Below are 14,525 nucleotides of genomic sequence, written 5' to 3'. Positions count from 1 at the left end.
GCGCGGGGTGACGTGCCGTCAGAACCAGTGCAGGCAGTGCGGTTCGCGCTCGGAGCGGAACATCGCGTCGGCGCGGGCCGCCGCGTCCGGCCGGTGCGCCCGGATGTGGCCGGCCCGGACCAGGGTGCTGGGGGCGGTGCCGCCCAGGTAGACGGAGCCGAGGTCGCTGACGTCCAGCGACAGGTCGGGCTCGCGGTCGGTGGGGGTGCACTCGGCGCGGCCGTCGCGGACGGTCAGCAGGTGGCGGGTGCGCTCGCCGAGGAACGGGTCGTCGACGTCCAGCACCAGCTCGCCGTCCGCGGACCAGCTGCGCGAGGTGAGGGCGCGCGGGATGTCCAGCAGCCGCACCCAGAGCCAGTCGGTCTCGCCGGTGAGCGAGCCGGCGTTGAAGTCGGCCAGCTGCCAGCGCAGCGGGTTGCCGGTCGGGAAGTGCCGGAAGGCGATCTCGGTGACCAGGTCGTGGCCGAGCAGGTAGCGGGCCAGCGCGGTGTACGCGGCGTCGTCGAGGCTGACGATCTCGTCGACCAGCATGGCGAGGGAGTCGTCGAGGGAGTAGCAGGCGTACCCGGTCGGGGTGCTGTCGGCGTCCCGGTGGAGGGCGATGTACCGCTGGGTGGGGGCGGTCGGGGGGTGCCCGGCCTGTCGGGTCCACCAGAGCGGCGGGCGGGAGATCGCGCCGGGCTGGGCGCGGCGGTAGCGGTCGTAGAGCTGCTCGACCAGGTCGCGGCAGTCGCTGAGCCGGAGCAACTCGACCGAGCCGGTGGGTTCCTGGCCGGCCCGCGGCGGGGTGAGCGCGGCGCGGTGCCGGGGGACGGTGAGGCGCCGGGTGTAGGTGGCGGGGCCGTAGCCGAAGCGCCGGTAGATGACCGCCTCGGAGGCCAGCAGCACCGCCATGATCTCCCCGCGCTCGCGCAGGTCGGCGAGTTGACGGCGCATCATCGCGGTGAGCACGCCCTGCCGCCGGTGCGAGGGCAGCACGCCGACGCAGCTGATCCCGGGCACCGGGACGGTCGCCCCGCCGGGCAGGGTGAGTTCGAACGAGTACGCGCACGCGGTGCCGATCGGCCGCCCCTGGTCGCTGACGGCGAGCAGGCCGCGCTCGGGTTCGAGTGCCGACCACCAGACGCCGCTGCCGTCCTCGTCCGGCGGCGTCGGGTGCTTCCCGAAGGCGGCGAACACGGTGTCGACGAAGACGTCGAGGTCCTTCTCGCTGGTGGAACGTATCTCCATGGCTGTGCTGTCTCCCCGCAGTCGCCGACCCGTTTGCCGCCCAGTGCAATCGGCGGCCCGCCGCCGGGTCAAGCGATTTTGCGGCCGCCGCCCACCGCCCGCCGTGGCCGATCGGGACGACCGTCGACTCGGCCTGCTGCCGGACGAAGTGACGCTGCTGCTGCGCGAGTCGGCGCCGGCGAGCGGCGGGCGGTGACACGGTGGCGGAGGAGCGCCCGGCCCACCGGGCGCTCCTCCGCCCGATCGGCTAGGAGAGGGTGACGGTGCTGCGGAAGACGGTCGCCCCGGGGCCGGTCAGCGCCGTCCCGGCGCCGTTCGCCGGCAGGAACGCCGACTCGCCCTGCCGGAGCGTCAACGTCTCGCCTTCGGAGGCGAGTTCGACGGTTCCGGCGGTGCACAGCAGGATCTGCGGGGCGTCGCCCGGCAGCGCCACGGACTGCTCGGCGAGGTCGTAGCGGGAGAGCCGGAACTCGTCGATCGGCACCGGGTAGAGCCGCTCGCCGTCCGCGCCGGCCTCGGGGCGCAGGATCTCCGGGCTGCCCCCGTGGAAGCCCACCACCTTCAGCAGCTCCGGGACGTCCACGTGCTTCGGGGTGAACCCGCAGCGCAGCACGTTGTCGGAGTTGGCCATGATCTCCACGCCGGTGCCGCGCAGGTAGGCGTGCGGCAGGCCGGCGCCGAGGTAGAGCGCCTCGCCGGGCTGCAGGCGGACGAAGTTGAGCAGCAGGGCGGCGACCAGGCCGGGGTCGCCGGGGTACTCGGCGGCGGCGAAGGCGTACCCGGCCAGCGCGCCGCTCGGGTCGGACGGGGCGGCGGCGGTGACGGCGCGGGCCACCGCGTCCACGGTGGCGCGGCCCTCTTCGCCGGTCAGGGCGAGCGCCTCGGCGAGCGCACCGGACAGCGCCTCGGCCTCCGGCTTGGAGCGCAGCAGGTCGATCAGCGGCTGCAGGCCGGGCACCTCCAGGGAGGCCATCAGGTCGGCCGCGTCGGCGGGCGCCCGGAAGCCGCAGAGGCCCTCGAACTCGCTGAGCGCGCAGATCAGTTCGGGCTTGTGGTTGTCGTCCTTGTAGTTGCGGTGCGGGGCGTCGACCGGGATGCCGCGCCGTTCCTCGTCGGCGAAGCCGGCCCGGGCCTCGGCGCGGGTGGGGTGGGCCTGGATGGACAGCGGGGTGGCGGCGGCCAGCACCTTGACCAGGAACGGCAGCGCCGGCCCGAACTGCTCGACGGCGGCGGCGCCCAGTTCGGCCGCGGGGTCGGCGGCGATCACCCGGTCGAGCGGGACCGGGCCCTCGCCGCGGTCGACCAGCGACGGCGCGCCGGGGTGGGCTCCCATCCACAGCTCGGCCTGCGGCTCGCCGGTGGCGGTCCGGCCGAGCAACTCGGGGATGGCGGTGGCCGAACCCCAGGCATAGTCGCGGACGGTGTTGTCGAGCCGGTCCATCAAGTACTCCCAGAGGCGTGCGGGCATGCGTGCGCTGCGGTGGCCGGTGCGCGAGGACCACCGACAATAGCCGACGCACAAGGCGGCCCGACGGTGCCAGGTGATCACTCTCCTGGGCGTGCCTACCCGGCATCGGCGGGGTGTTCCGGCGAGGCTGGAGGGTGACCGCGGGCCGATCGGGCCCGCCACCGACACCGAGCAGGGGAGCAGCCGTGACCGCGTCACCGCCCGACGAGAGCGCCGAGGGCCGTGGGGCGGGCGCCGCGCCGCCGTTCCGCCCGCTGGAGGTCGAGGTCTTCACCGGGCCGGAGAGCGCGTTCTTCGCCACGTCCAGCCTGATCATGGGCGAGCAGGCGGCGATCCTGGTGGACGCCCAGCTGACCCGCAGCGCCGGCCGGGAGCTCGCCGAGTGGATCGCGGGCAAGGGCCGGCAGCTGCTGGCCATCGTGGTCACCCACCAGCACCCGGACCACTACTTCGGCGCCGAGGAGGTGCTGCGGCTGTTCCCGGGCGCGCGGCTGCTGGCCGCGCCGCCGGTGGTGGAGGGCATCTCGCGGACCGCGGCGGCGAAGGTGGCGCAGTGGAAGCCGGTGTACGGCGACGACATCCCGGACCAGCCGCTGCTGCCCGCCCCGCTGCTGCCGCAGCCGCTGATGGTCGACAACCAGCTGATCCGGGTGCTGCCGCTCGGCCAGGCCGACTGCGCCGGTTCGACGGTGGTCCACCTGCCGACCGTCCGCACCGTGGTCGCGGGCGACTTCGTCTACAACGGCACCCACGTGTGGACGGCCGACACCGACCCGCCCGCCCGCCGGCAGTGGTCGCACAACCTGAGCCGGATCGCCGACCTCGGCGTGGACCGGGTGATCGCCGGCCACCGCGCCCCCGGCATGGACGACGCCGCGCACCGGGTACTGGGCTTCACCGCCGAGTACCTGCGGGACTTCGACGAGGCGCTCGCCGACCACCCGCAGGACGCCGAGGCGCTGGCCACCGCGGTGAACGAGCGCTACGGCGGCCTGACCCTGCCGGCCATCCTGGAACTCGGCGCCGCCGCGAACGTCGCCCGCCAGGAGGTCCCGCAGCAGGAGGACAACGGCATCATCGACGCGGAGATCGTCGACGACCGGGACGACGAGCGGGACGAGCGGTGAGCCCCCGCGAGCGGTGATACTGCGCGGATGACGCAGTACGACGCGGTGGTGGCGGCCGGCGGTGCGGGCCGGCGGCTCGGCGGGGCCGACAAGCCCGCCCTGACGGTCGGTGGGCGGCCGCTGCTGGACCGGGTGCTGACGGCCTGTGCGGGCGCCCGCCGCGTCCTGGTGGTCGGCCCGCGGCGGCCCACCGGGCATCCCGGAGTGCACTGGCTGCGCGAGGACCCGCCCGGCGGCGGCCCGCTGGCGGCGGTGGCCGCCGCGCTGCCCCAGGTGTCGGCGCCGCTGGTGCTGCTGCTGGCCGCCGACCTGCCGTTCCTGGACGCCGCGACGGTGGCCCGGCTGGTGGCCCGGGTCGGCGACGCGGACGGGGCGCTGCTGGTGGACGCCGAGGGCCGTGACCAGCCGCTGGCCGCCGCGTACCGCACCGCCGCGCTGCGCACCGCGCTCGCCGCCCTGCCCGCCCCGGCCGGCCGGCCGCTGCGGGCCCTCACCGCCGGTCTCCGCCTGGTCCGGGTGCCGGATCCGGCGGGCGCGTCCTTCGACTGCGACACCCCGGAGGAGCTGGCGGCGGCCCGGCGGCGGGCGGCGGGGGAGCGCTGAGGGAGCGGCGCGGATCCTCCGGCGCCTCACCGGGGCGGGCGGGCCGCGGTGAGGGAATCGACGCGTGGCGCTCATCGCGGAAGCGGCCCGGGGCGGCCCGGATCGGGCAGCATGGGCGTCATGGAGCGCACATTGGACGAGTGGATGGCCGCGGCCGCTGCCGAACTGGGGCTGGACCTGGCGGTGGACGTCCGGGGGTTGCTGGACATGACCCGGGTGGTGGCGCACGGGGTGGAGCGCCCGGCGGCGCCGCTGACGGCTTTCCTGGTCGGGTACGCGGCGGCCGCGAACGGGGGCGGGGCGGAGGCGGTGGCCGAGGCGACCGCGAAGGCGACCGCGCTGGCGGAGCGCTGGGCCGCCGAGGCGGACGGCGCGGCCGGGCAGTGAGTGGCGGGGCGGGCATGGGAACGGTGGATCCGTCCGGCGAGGTGCGGCTGACTCCGGGCGCCGCCGCGCCGCGCGGCTGTCCGTGGCCGCTGGCCCGGCGGACCGCGCGGGCGGCGGCGGGCCGCTGCCGGTGGAGCGGGTGCCGTTGGCGGCCGCCGCGGGGCGGACCCTGGCGGAGCCGCTGGTCGCGCTCACCGACCTGCCCGCCTTCGACACGTCGGCGATGGACGGTTGGGCGGTGGCCGGGCCGGGGCCGTGGCGGCTGTCCGGGCGGGTGCTGGCGGGCCGGCGGAGCGGGCCGCTGGCGGACGGTGCGGCGGTGGAGATCGCCACCGGCGCCGAACTGCCGCCGGGAGCCACCGGGGTGCTCCGCCGCGAACACGGCCGCTCGGCCGAACTGCCGGACGGCGCTTTTCAGTTGCATGGCGAGGTCGGTCCGGGGCAGGACGTCAGGCCGCGCGGGCAGGAGTGCGGGCGGGGCGAGGAACTGCTGCCCGCCGGCCTGCCGGTGACGCCCGCAGTGCTCGGCCTGGCGGCCGCGGCCGGGCACGACCTGCTGGCGGTGCACCGCCGGCCGACCGTCGAACTGCTGCTGCTGGGCGACGAGTTGCTCACCTCGGGGCGGCCCGGGCCGGGGCTGGTGCGGGACGCGCTGGGCCCGCTGCTGCCGCCGTGGCTGGCCGCCGCCGGGGCCGAGCTGATCGGCAGCCGGCACGTCCGGGACGACTTCGGGCTGCTGCGGGACGCGATCCGGCACTCGCCCGCCGACCTGGTGCTCACCACCGGCGGCACCGCCGCCGGCCCGGTGGACCACCTGCACGCCGCCCTGGACGCCACCGGCGGCCACCGGCTGGTGGACGGGGTGGCGGTACGGCCCGGGCATCCGATGCTGCTGGCCGCGCTGCCCGGCGGGCGGCACCTGGTGGGCCTGCCGGGCAATCCGCTGGCGGCGGTGGCGGGCGTCGTCACGCTCGCCCTGCCGCTGCTGCACGCGCTGTCCGGGCGGGCCGCCGAGGCCGCCGGGCCGGCCGGGGCGCTGGCCGCCGCACTGCCGGGGCATCCGGCGGACACCCGGCTGCACCCGGTGCGCCGCACCGCCGCCGGGCTCGTCCCGCTGCCGCACGACGGCCCGGCGATGCTGCGCGGCCTGGCCCGTGCGGAGGCGCTGGCCGTGGTGCCGCCCGGCGGCCTGGCGGCGGGGGAGCGTGCCGAGGTGCTGCCGCTGCCCTGACCGGCCGGGCGGATGTTCCACGTGGAACAGCGGGACGCCGGGACGGCCGGTCAGTGGGCGATCGGCGTGCCCGGCTTGATGACGATCAGCCGGTCGGTGAGCTGGAGCACCGCCGCCTCCGGCTCGGTGTAGTTGAGCACCCGCCGGCCGCGCACCACGGCCACCACCAGGTCGGGCAGTTCGCGCGGGTTCAGTCCGGCCTCGGCCTTGGTGACGGGCCGTTCGGCGACGTCCAGGCCGTTGCCGTAGGTCAGCAAGTCCTCCATCACGGCGCCCGCGTTGGGGCTGAGCATCGACATGCCGAGCAGGCGGCCGGCCGAGCTGGAGGAGGTGACGACCACGTCGGCGCCGCTCTGCCGCAGCAGCGGGGCGTTCTCGTCCTCGCGGACGGCGGCGACCACGGTGGCGCCCCGGTTGAGCTGACGGGCCGTCAGGGTGATCAGGGCGGCGGTGTCGTCCCGTTCGGGGGCGACCACCACCTGGGCGGCGCGCGGCAGTTCGGCGCGCATCAGGGTCGCGGTGCGGGTGGCGTCGCCGAGCACGCCGACCAGTCCGTCGTGGGTGGCCTGGTCGATGGCCCGGGCCTGCGGGTCGACGACCACGATGGAGTCCTTCGGGACGCCCTGGCCGAGCAGGGTGTCGACGGCGCTGCGGCCCTTGGTGCCGTAGCCGATGACGACGGTGTGGTCCCGCACGGTGTGCCTCCAGCGTTCGATCCGCCACTGCAGGCGGGTGCGTTCGGTGAGCACTTCGAGAGTCGTGCCGACCAGGATGATCAGGAAGACCACGCGCAGCGGCGTGATCACGAAGATGTTCACCAGCCGGGCGCTGTCGCTCACCGGGGTGATGTCGCCGTACCCGGTGGTGGAGAGGGTGACGGTGGCGTAGTACGCCGCGTCGAGGAAGCTGACCGAGGTGTCCGCGTTGTCGTTGTAGCCCGCCGCATCGGCGTACACGATCAGCGTGGTCGCCACCAGCACGCCGAGGGCCAGCAGCAGCCGGCGGGCGACCTGGCGCGTGGGTGGACGGGTCCGCCGGGCGGGCAGCGCGATCCGGCGGGCGGGGTCGGTGTCTTCGGTGCCGGAGTCCCGGAAGCGACTGAGCGTCAGACGGGACGGCCGGGCACCCGTGTCGTCGGGCGGATTGGAGTTCGGCACAGGCACAAGGATGGGGGGTCGACCGGTCGCCGTCCGACCCCGGGGGCGGAGTGTCGCCACCCTGTTCGGTGGAGGCGGCCGGCGCTGACGGACTGTCTGTTGACGGCGGGTGGCACGGGTGTCCGGTGGGCGGGGGCGTAGCGTGGCGGCCATGCGAGCCATCACGATTCCCGAGCCCGGCGGCCCCGAGCGGCTGGTCTGGGCCGAGGTTCCCGATCCCGTTCCGGCGGCCGGCGAAGTGCTGGTCGAGGTCGCCGCGACCGCGGTCAACCGCGCCGATCTGCTCCAGCGTCAGGGCTTCTACGACCCGCCGCCCGGCAGTTCGCCCTATCCCGGTCTGGAGTGCGCGGGCCGGATCGTCGCGCTCGGCCCGGGCGTGGCGGGCTGGGCGGTGGGCGACGAGGTGTGCGCGCTGCTCGCGGGCGGCGGCTACGCCGAGCGGGTCGCCGTGCCGGCCGGGCAACTGCTCCCGGTGCCGAAGGGGCTGACACCGGCCCAGGCGGCGGCGCTGCCCGAGGTGGCGTGCACGGTGTGGTCGAACGTCTTCCAGGTCGCGCACCTGCACCCCGGCGAGACGGTGCTGCTGCACGGCGGGGCGAGCGGCATCGGGACCATGGCGATCCAGCTGGCGAAGGCGGTCGGCGCCCGGGTGGTGGTCACCGCGGGCAGCCCGGAGAAGCTCGCCCGCTGCGCCGAGCTCGGCGCGGACGTGCTGATCGACTACCGGCAGCAGGACTTCGTCACCGAGGTCGCCGCGCTCGGCGGGGCGGACGTCATCCTCGACATCGTCGGCGCCAAGTACCTGCAGCGGAACGTGGACGCCCTCGCGGTCAACGGCCGGCTGGTGGTGATCGGCATGCAGGGCGGCAGCAAGGCGGAGCTCAACCTGGCCACGCTGCTCACCAAGCGTGCCGCGCTGGTCGCCACCAACCTGCGCGGGCGACCGCTCGCGGAGAAGGCCGCGATCGTCGCCGCGGTGCGCGAGCACGTGTGGCCGCTGGTCGAGGCCGGGGTGGTCCGGCCGGTGGTCGACCGGGTGCTGCCGCTCGCGGACGCCGCCGAGGCGCACCGGGTGGTCGAGGCCGGGGCCCAGGTCGGGAAGGTCGTCCTGGAGGTCTGAGGGGTGGGCGCCGGGCGGCGGAAATGCCCGGAGTGTCCGGGTATGTGAGGCTGGTCACAAGCTGTTCCGCCTCCGTCCGCACCTGGTGCGGACGGCCGTCGGGAGGACCTGCTTTCCATGGACGCTCGCCGCCGCCCCGTGCCCCGGCCCCGCGCCGCACCTCCACCGCCCACCCGTCCGCGCTGCTCCGCAGGGCCGCGCTGGCCGGTGTGGCGCTGCCGCTGCTGCTGACCGCCCCCGTCTTCGCCGTCGATCCGGCGTCCGGGGCCCGCCAGCAGGCCCAGGCGCAGCTGGACGCCGCCCGGCAGCAGGCGCAGCAGGAGATCGACGCGGCGCGCGAGCGGGCGGCCGAGCTGTTCGCCGGCGCGGCGGCGGCCCTGCCGACCGACGGCGCGATATCCGCGAGCGCCCGGGCCACCCCGACCGTTCCCGCGGCCGTCCCGGTGCCGGTGCCGGTGCCGGTGCCCGTGCCCGCCTCGCCGAGCGCGGCCGGGGCCTCCGTCTTCCCGAGCGCCTCCCCGGTCGGCGGGCCCTCGCCGTCCGGCACACCGACGCCCTCCCCTTCGCCGTCCGCCTCGCCCGCCGCCTCGGCCGCGCCGTCCGCCGGGGCCGTCGTCACCGCGGGGCCGTCGCCGTCCGCCGAGGCCTCGGCGTCCCCGAGCGGCGGACCGTCGGGGGCGCAGGACCGGCCCGCGCACCCGCGTCCGCACCACCAGCAGCAGCCGGTGGTGCCGCCCGCCCCGGCCCGGCCGCGCCGTCGGCGGACACCGGCGGCCGCCACGGCGGGCAGCAGTCGGCGCCGGACGCGGCGGTACCGGAGGCCGGGGGCGACGAGGACGCGGTCGAGCCCGCGCCGGACCAGGACGACTCGACGGTGGCGGCGGGCGTGCCGGTGGCCGGCCCGGTGCTGCCGGCGGGGCCGCTGCACCTGGACGACCCGTCGGCGATGCAGCTGCCGTTGGGCGTCGGACTGGGCATGATCGGACTGGGCCTCGGCCTGGTCGGAATGAAGCTCCGCCGGCGGTGAGACCGCAGGATGCGGGTAGCCGCGGGGTGGGACGATCCGGGTACCAGGTTCGTTGACCTCCGCGGTGGACGAAGCATATGAAGGAGCTATGACCAACCCGATGAACGAGCGGTCGCAGCAGGAGCCTTTCCAGGCGTCACAGGCGTCGAGCGGGAAGGGCGAGGACAGCCCGAAGGTGCTGATCGTCGGACCGGACGGGATGGCGGTGGGCACCGCCCCGGTCGGCGGGCTCGGCCGCGGCGCGGACGACGGCGACGAGCCGCGCGAGCTGCCGGTGACCGAGATGGTCGAGCAGCCGGCCAAGGTGATGCGGATCGGCAGCATGATCAAGCAGCTGCTGGAGGAAGTGCGGGCGGCGCCTCTGGACGAGGCCAGCCGGGCCCGGTTGAAGGAGATCCACGCCAGTTCGATCAAGGAGCTGGAGCTGGGCCTGGCGCCCGAGCTGGTCGAGGAGCTGGAGCGGCTGTCGCTGCCGTTCGCCGAGGACGTGATCCCGACCGAGGCCGAACTGCGGATCGCGCAGGCGCAGTTGGTGGGCTGGCTGGAGGGCCTGTTCCACGGCATCCAGACCGCGCTGTTCGCGCAGCAGATGGCGGCGCGGGCGCAGCTGGAGCAGATGCGGCGGGCGCTGCCCCCGGGCCTGCACGGCATGGAGGGCGACGCGGAGGAGCCGGGTCCGGGCCGCGGCCTGCGGTCCGGACCGTACCTGTAGTCCGGCCCGACCGGTCCCCGGACGGTGCCGCGGGGGCCGCGCTGCGGCGCGGCCCCGAACCGCTACCCTGACCCCTGTCCGGAAGTACCGCGCGCCGAGGGGGAGCTGGGACCATGACAGAGGGCACCACCGAGGGCCACTCGCTGGGCCACGGCCGGTACGTGCTGCAGCGGCTGCTGGGGCAGGGCGGGATGGCGGCCGTCCACCTGGCGTACGACACGGTGCTGGACCGTCAGGTCGCGGTGAAGACGCTGCACACCGAGCTGGGCCGGGAGGCCTCGTTCAAGGAGCGGTTCCGGCGCGAGGCGCAGGCGGTGGCCCGGCTGCAGCACACCAACATCGTCTCGGTGTTCGACTCCGGCGAGGACGTCGGGCCGGACGGGACGGCGACGCCGTACATCGTCATGGAGTTCGTCGAGGGCCGTTCGCTGAAGGACGTGCTGGACGAGCAGGTGACCACCCGCGGCGCGATGCCGACCGAGCAGGCGCTGAAGATCACCGCCGCGGTGCTGTCGGCGCTGGAGGCCTCGCACGACCAGGGGCTGGTGCACCGCGACATCAAGCCGGCCAACGTGATGGTGTCCACCAAGGGCGTCGTCAAGGTGATGGACTTCGGCATCGCGCGGGCCCTGCAGTCCGGGGTGACCTCGATGACGCAGACCGGCATGGTGGTCGGCACCCCGCAGTACCTGTCGCCGGAGCAGGCGCTCGGCAAGAGCGTCGACGCCCGGTCCGACCTGTACTCGGTGGGCTGCATGCTGTTCGAACTGCTCAGCGGACAGCTGCCGTTCGACGGCGACTCGGCGTTCTCGATCGCGTACAAGCACGTGCAGGAGACCCCGCCGGCGCCGTCCACGCTGAACGCGGCGGTCACCCCGGCGGTGGACGCGCTGGTGGCGCAGGCGCTGCGCAAGGACCCGGCGCACCGGTTCCCGACCGCGGAGGCGATGCGCGAGGAGGTCGAGCGGGTCGCGGCGGGGGAGCAGGGCAACACTCCGCTGCAGGCGTCCACCCCGCTGGTGATCGGCGAGGGGCCGCGCTCGGTGCACGCCGCGCCGTCGCTGACCAACTTCCCGCCGGTGAGCGGCACCCTGGGCACCCCGCCGCCGCAGGTGCAGCCGCAGCCGTACCCGCCGGCCCGGGGCCGCAGACCCCGCCGCCGTACGCGCAGACGCCGCCGCCGTTCCCGCAGGCGCCGCAGACCCCGCAGCCGTTCCCGCAGCCGCAGTTCCAGCAGCAGGGCTTCCCGCAGAGCACGCCGCCGCCGTTCCCGCAGCAGCCGCACCCGCCGATGCCGGGGCCGCCGACGATGGCGTACTCGCCGGCGCCGGCCAGCAGCGGCAACGGCTGTTCGACCGCGCTGATCGTGTTCGGCGTGATCGCCGGTGTGATCATTCTTGCGATCATCATCGTGGCCATCGCGGCGGTCGGCTCGACCTCGAGCTCGTCCTACGGGGCCCCGGTCCTGCAGTCCGTGCTCGAACTCGGCCACGGGGCAGGCTCGCAGAGCTCGCTGTGAGCCCCACGCGCGCCGTCCCGTGCCACGTCCGAGGGCGCGAGACGGTAGCGTTCTGACGACGGAACCGACAGGGCGAACGCGCGCCGAGCGAATGCCCGGGGCGAGGAGCGATGGGTCAGAGCGAACGACCGGACGACGGCGGGGCGGACCAGCGGGACGTACCCGCGCAGCACGGCCGGAACGAGGACGACGGCCGGACCCCCGAGGTCACCGGGCCCACCGAGGTGCTCCCGGTCGGGGCGGCAACTCCCGGGCGGGGCAGCGCGGTTCCCTTCCCCACCATCGGCGACGGCCGGTACCGGCTGACCGGCCGGCTGGGCCGCGGCGGCATGGCCGAGGTCTTCGCCGCCCAGGACATCCGGCTGGGCCGCACCGTGGCGGTCAAGCTGCTGCGCTCCGAGCTCGCCGAGGACGACACCGCCAGGCTGCGCTTCACCCGCGAGGCGCACTCGGTCGCGGCGCTCAACCACCACTCGATCGTCGCGGTCTACGACACCGGCGAGGAGCAGCACGGCGCGGAGTCCACCCCGTACATCGTCATGGAGCTGGTCGAGGGCCGGACGGTGCGCGAGCTGCTGGTGGACGAGGAGGCGCCGCCGGTCGACCAGGCGCTGATCATCACCGCCGGGGTGCTGGAGGCGCTGGCCTACAGCCACCAGCACGGGATCGTGCACCGGGACATCAAGCCCGCCAACGTGATCATCACCAACGGCGGCGCGGTCAAGGTGATGGACTTCGGCATCGCCCGGGCGCTGACCGGCGCGGCCACCACCATGACGCAGACCGGCATGGTGATGGGCACCCCGCAGTACCTGTCGCCGGAGCAGGCCCTCGGCAAGGCCGTCGACCACCGCTCCGACCTGTACGCGGCCGGCTGCATGCTGTACGAACTGCTCACCCTGCGGCCGCCGTTCGTCGGCGAGACCCCGCTCGCCGTGGTGTACCAGCACGTGCAGGACGCGCCGGTGCCGCCGTCGCAGGTGAACGACCGGGTGCCGCCGCAGCTGGACGCGCTGGTGCTGCGGGCGCTGGAGAAGAACCCGGACGACCGGTTCCAGAGCGCCGACGAGTTCCGCGCCCACGTGCAGCACGCGCTGCGGCAGATGCACGGCGCGGTCGGCGCGGGCCACCCGGCCGCGGTCGCGGGCCTGGCGGCCGGCGCGGCCGGCGGCTGGGAGGGCGGCCCGGCGAGCGGCTCCACCGCGCTGACCGAGCCGCTGGGCGCGGTCGCCGACGGGACCGGCCGGACCGAGGCCCTGCCGTACCCGATGGCTTCGGGCTACCAGACGCCCGCCCGCCCCTACCCGGGCGTCGGCGGGGAGGGCGGCGACGACGGAGAGGACCCGGAGGAGCGGCCGCGCCGCAACCCGTGGGGCTGGGTGCTGGGCGCGGTCGCGCTGGTGCTGGCCGCCACGGTCGGCGTGGCGCTGGCGCTGACGGCCAACCAGGACCACAAGACCAACGACCCGCACCCGAAGGCGCCGGTGCACAGCACCGGCAGCCCGAGCGCCGGCCCGGAGGAGGAGCGGCCCACCAGCGCCGCGCCCTCGCGCAGCCAGAGCACCAACCATCAGACCGAGGCGCCGAACTGGACGCCCTCGCCCAGCGCGTCCGCCTCCGCCAGCCCGTCCGCGTCCGCCTCGGCCAGCGCCTCGCGCTCGGCGAAGCCGTCCGCCCCGGCCAGTCCGACCGGCGAGAAGAGCCCGACGAAGCCCACCCCGTCGGACAACGCCAGCGGCGGGGCGACCAAGCCGCCGACGCCCAGCGGCGACGCGGTGGCGCCGCCGGCGGGCCACTGAGCTCCGGGGGCTACGGGCAGGTCAGTTGGCGAACGCGTCCATGACCTGCTCGTAGTCCTGGCACCACCAGGTGAGCTGCCCGGCGGAGGCCGGGAACAGCGGGTCGGCCCGGTGGTCGTGGCGCTGGTAGTGCCACTGGAGCATCCACAGGTCGTTCAGCCGCTCCCACCACACCCGGTGCACGGCGGCGGCGACCTGCTCGGCGCTCGCGGCTCCGGTGGCCCGGTAGGCGCGCGCCCAGTGCCGGACCCGGACCAGGTCCAGGACACCGCTGGTGCGGTCGTTGAACAGCAGCGTGGCGGCCCGTACGGCCTCCTCGGCGACCGGGTGCGGGGCGAGCTTGTCCCAGTCCAGGACGGCGCTGACGGCCTCGCCCCGGTAGAGCACGTTCAGGCCGTGGAAGTCGCCGTGGGTCCAGCCGGTCGGCGGGGCGTCGGCCGGGCCGGGGCGGCGGTGGCGGTGCGCGGCGAGCAGGTCCAGCCGCTCGGTCAGGCGCTGCTCGGCGAGCCGGTCGAACGGCCCGTAGGGGCGGTGCGCGCGGGCCCGGGCGCGGAGTTCGGCGACGATCCGCCCGGTCTCCTCGACCTCGGCGCTGAGCACCCCGTCCGGCTGCCGCAGCGGGGCGCACACTTCGCGGAGCGCGCCGTGCAATGACCCCAGCAGGGTGCCGAGTTCGCCGCACCGGGCGGGGTCGAGCTCGGTGCCGTGCCGGTGGCTTCCGGGCACCCACGGGTACAGCGCGAACAGTCGGCCGCCGTACGCGGTGACCGTCCGGCCGTCCCGGTCGGCGATCGGCGGCGGCACCGGCAGGCCGAGGCCGGCCAGCGCGGCGGTCGCGCGGTGCTGCCGCAGGATCGCCGACCGGTTGGCGGTGGCCGGGTCGACGTAGCACTTCAGGAAGTACCTGGCGCCGTCGGAGGCGGCGATCCGGTAGCCGCGGTTGAGCAGCCCTTCGGCGACCGGCACCACCTCGTCGGGCGGTGCGGTGCGGTACGCGCGCAGCACCCCGGCCACGGCGGCGTGCGCGACCGGGGGGCTGAGGGTGCCTACGGGGGGAGCGGTGGCGTCCGGGCGGGCCGGCGCGAGGGAGATGGTCTGACCGTCCGTCACGGAGCAGAGCGTATTACTCGGCGTGATGGTGACTT

Annotated in this window: 11 protein-coding genes and 2 pseudogenes; 9 read left to right on the top strand and 4 right to left on the bottom strand. The window is 75.7% G+C overall.

The features are described 5' to 3' along the window. Positions 1–18 precede the first annotated feature (18 nt). A complete protein-coding gene (locus KCH_RS18470; protein WP_035864388.1) occupies positions 19–1,230 on the bottom strand; it encodes a GNAT family N-acetyltransferase in 1,212 nt (403 codons plus the stop codon). Between the two features lie 247 nt (positions 1,231–1,477). Then, entirely contained in the window at positions 1,478–2,671 is a 1,194-nt protein-coding gene (manA, locus tag KCH_RS18465; protein WP_035864386.1) for a mannose-6-phosphate isomerase, class I, read from the bottom strand. A gap of 212 nt (positions 2,672–2,883) precedes the next feature. Here manA and KCH_RS18460 point away from each other — a divergent pair, with 212 nt between their 5' ends. The 3 genes and pseudogenes from KCH_RS18460 (at position 2,884) to KCH_RS18445 (ending at position 6,046) form a co-directional block, all read left to right on the top strand. After that, positions 2,884–3,825 (top strand): MBL fold metallo-hydrolase, encoded by a 942-nt coding sequence (locus KCH_RS18460; RefSeq protein WP_051653193.1) that lies wholly within the window; start codon positions 2,884–2,886, stop codon positions 3,823–3,825. A 27-nt stretch (positions 3,826–3,852) separates the two neighbouring features. After that, positions 3,853–4,815 (top strand): annotated as a pseudogene (locus KCH_RS39775) (NTP transferase domain-containing protein). Positions 4,816–4,829: 14 nt separating this feature from the next. Continuing rightward, positions 4,830–6,046 (top strand): annotated as a pseudogene (locus tag KCH_RS18445) (molybdopterin molybdotransferase MoeA). A gap of 50 nt (positions 6,047–6,096) precedes the next feature. Here KCH_RS18445 and KCH_RS18440 read toward each other — a convergent pair. Further along, positions 6,097–7,203 (bottom strand): potassium channel family protein, encoded by a 1,107-nt coding sequence (locus KCH_RS18440; RefSeq protein ID WP_035864378.1) that lies wholly within the window; start codon positions 7,201–7,203, stop codon positions 6,097–6,099. 151 nt (positions 7,204–7,354) lie between these two features. Here KCH_RS18440 and KCH_RS18435 point away from each other — a divergent pair, with 151 nt between their 5' ends. The 6 genes from KCH_RS18435 (at position 7,355) to KCH_RS18415 (ending at position 13,380) form a co-directional block, all read left to right on the top strand. Further along, positions 7,355–8,323 (top strand): NAD(P)H-quinone oxidoreductase, encoded by a 969-nt coding sequence (locus KCH_RS18435; RefSeq protein WP_035864375.1) that lies wholly within the window; start codon positions 7,355–7,357, stop codon positions 8,321–8,323. Positions 8,324–9,197: 874 nt separating this feature from the next. Next, positions 9,198–9,350: a hypothetical protein gene (locus KCH_RS42585; RefSeq protein ID WP_167574078.1), complete on the top strand. Its 153-nt coding sequence runs from the start codon at positions 9,198–9,200 to the stop codon at positions 9,348–9,350. Between the two features lie 88 nt (positions 9,351–9,438). Beyond that, positions 9,439–10,062 (top strand): bacterial proteasome activator family protein, encoded by a 624-nt coding sequence (locus KCH_RS18430; RefSeq protein WP_035864373.1) that lies wholly within the window; start codon positions 9,439–9,441, stop codon positions 10,060–10,062. A 113-nt stretch (positions 10,063–10,175) separates the two neighbouring features. After that, the gene (locus KCH_RS47220; RefSeq protein ID WP_425268781.1) at positions 10,176–11,426 is read left to right on the top strand and encodes a protein kinase domain-containing protein; all 1,251 of its coding nucleotides are present in this window, start codon (positions 10,176–10,178) and stop codon (positions 11,424–11,426) included. A 2-nt stretch (positions 11,427–11,428) separates the two neighbouring features. Continuing rightward, positions 11,429–11,581 carry a hypothetical protein gene (locus KCH_RS44605; protein WP_244305363.1) on the top strand — a complete coding sequence of 51 codons (153 nt, stop codon included), beginning with the start codon at positions 11,429–11,431 and terminating at the stop codon, positions 11,579–11,581. A gap of 110 nt (positions 11,582–11,691) precedes the next feature. Continuing rightward, the gene (locus tag KCH_RS18415; RefSeq protein WP_035864367.1) at positions 11,692–13,380 is read left to right on the top strand and encodes a protein kinase domain-containing protein; all 1,689 of its coding nucleotides are present in this window, start codon (positions 11,692–11,694) and stop codon (positions 13,378–13,380) included. Between the two features lie 21 nt (positions 13,381–13,401). On the opposite strand, the gene KCH_RS18410 is transcribed toward KCH_RS18415, so the two are convergent. Beyond that, on the bottom strand, positions 13,402–14,490 hold the full coding sequence (locus KCH_RS18410; protein ID WP_035864364.1) for a phosphotransferase enzyme family protein: 1,089 nt from the start codon (positions 14,488–14,490) through the stop codon (positions 13,402–13,404). Between the last annotated feature and the right edge of the window lie 35 nt (positions 14,491–14,525).

It is taken from the genome of Kitasatospora cheerisanensis KCTC 2395, assembly GCF_000696185.1.
GTDB classification, from domain to species: domain Bacteria; phylum Actinomycetota; class Actinomycetes; order Streptomycetales; family Streptomycetaceae; genus Kitasatospora; species Kitasatospora cheerisanensis.
This window is presented reverse-complemented; position numbering and strand designations above follow the sequence as displayed.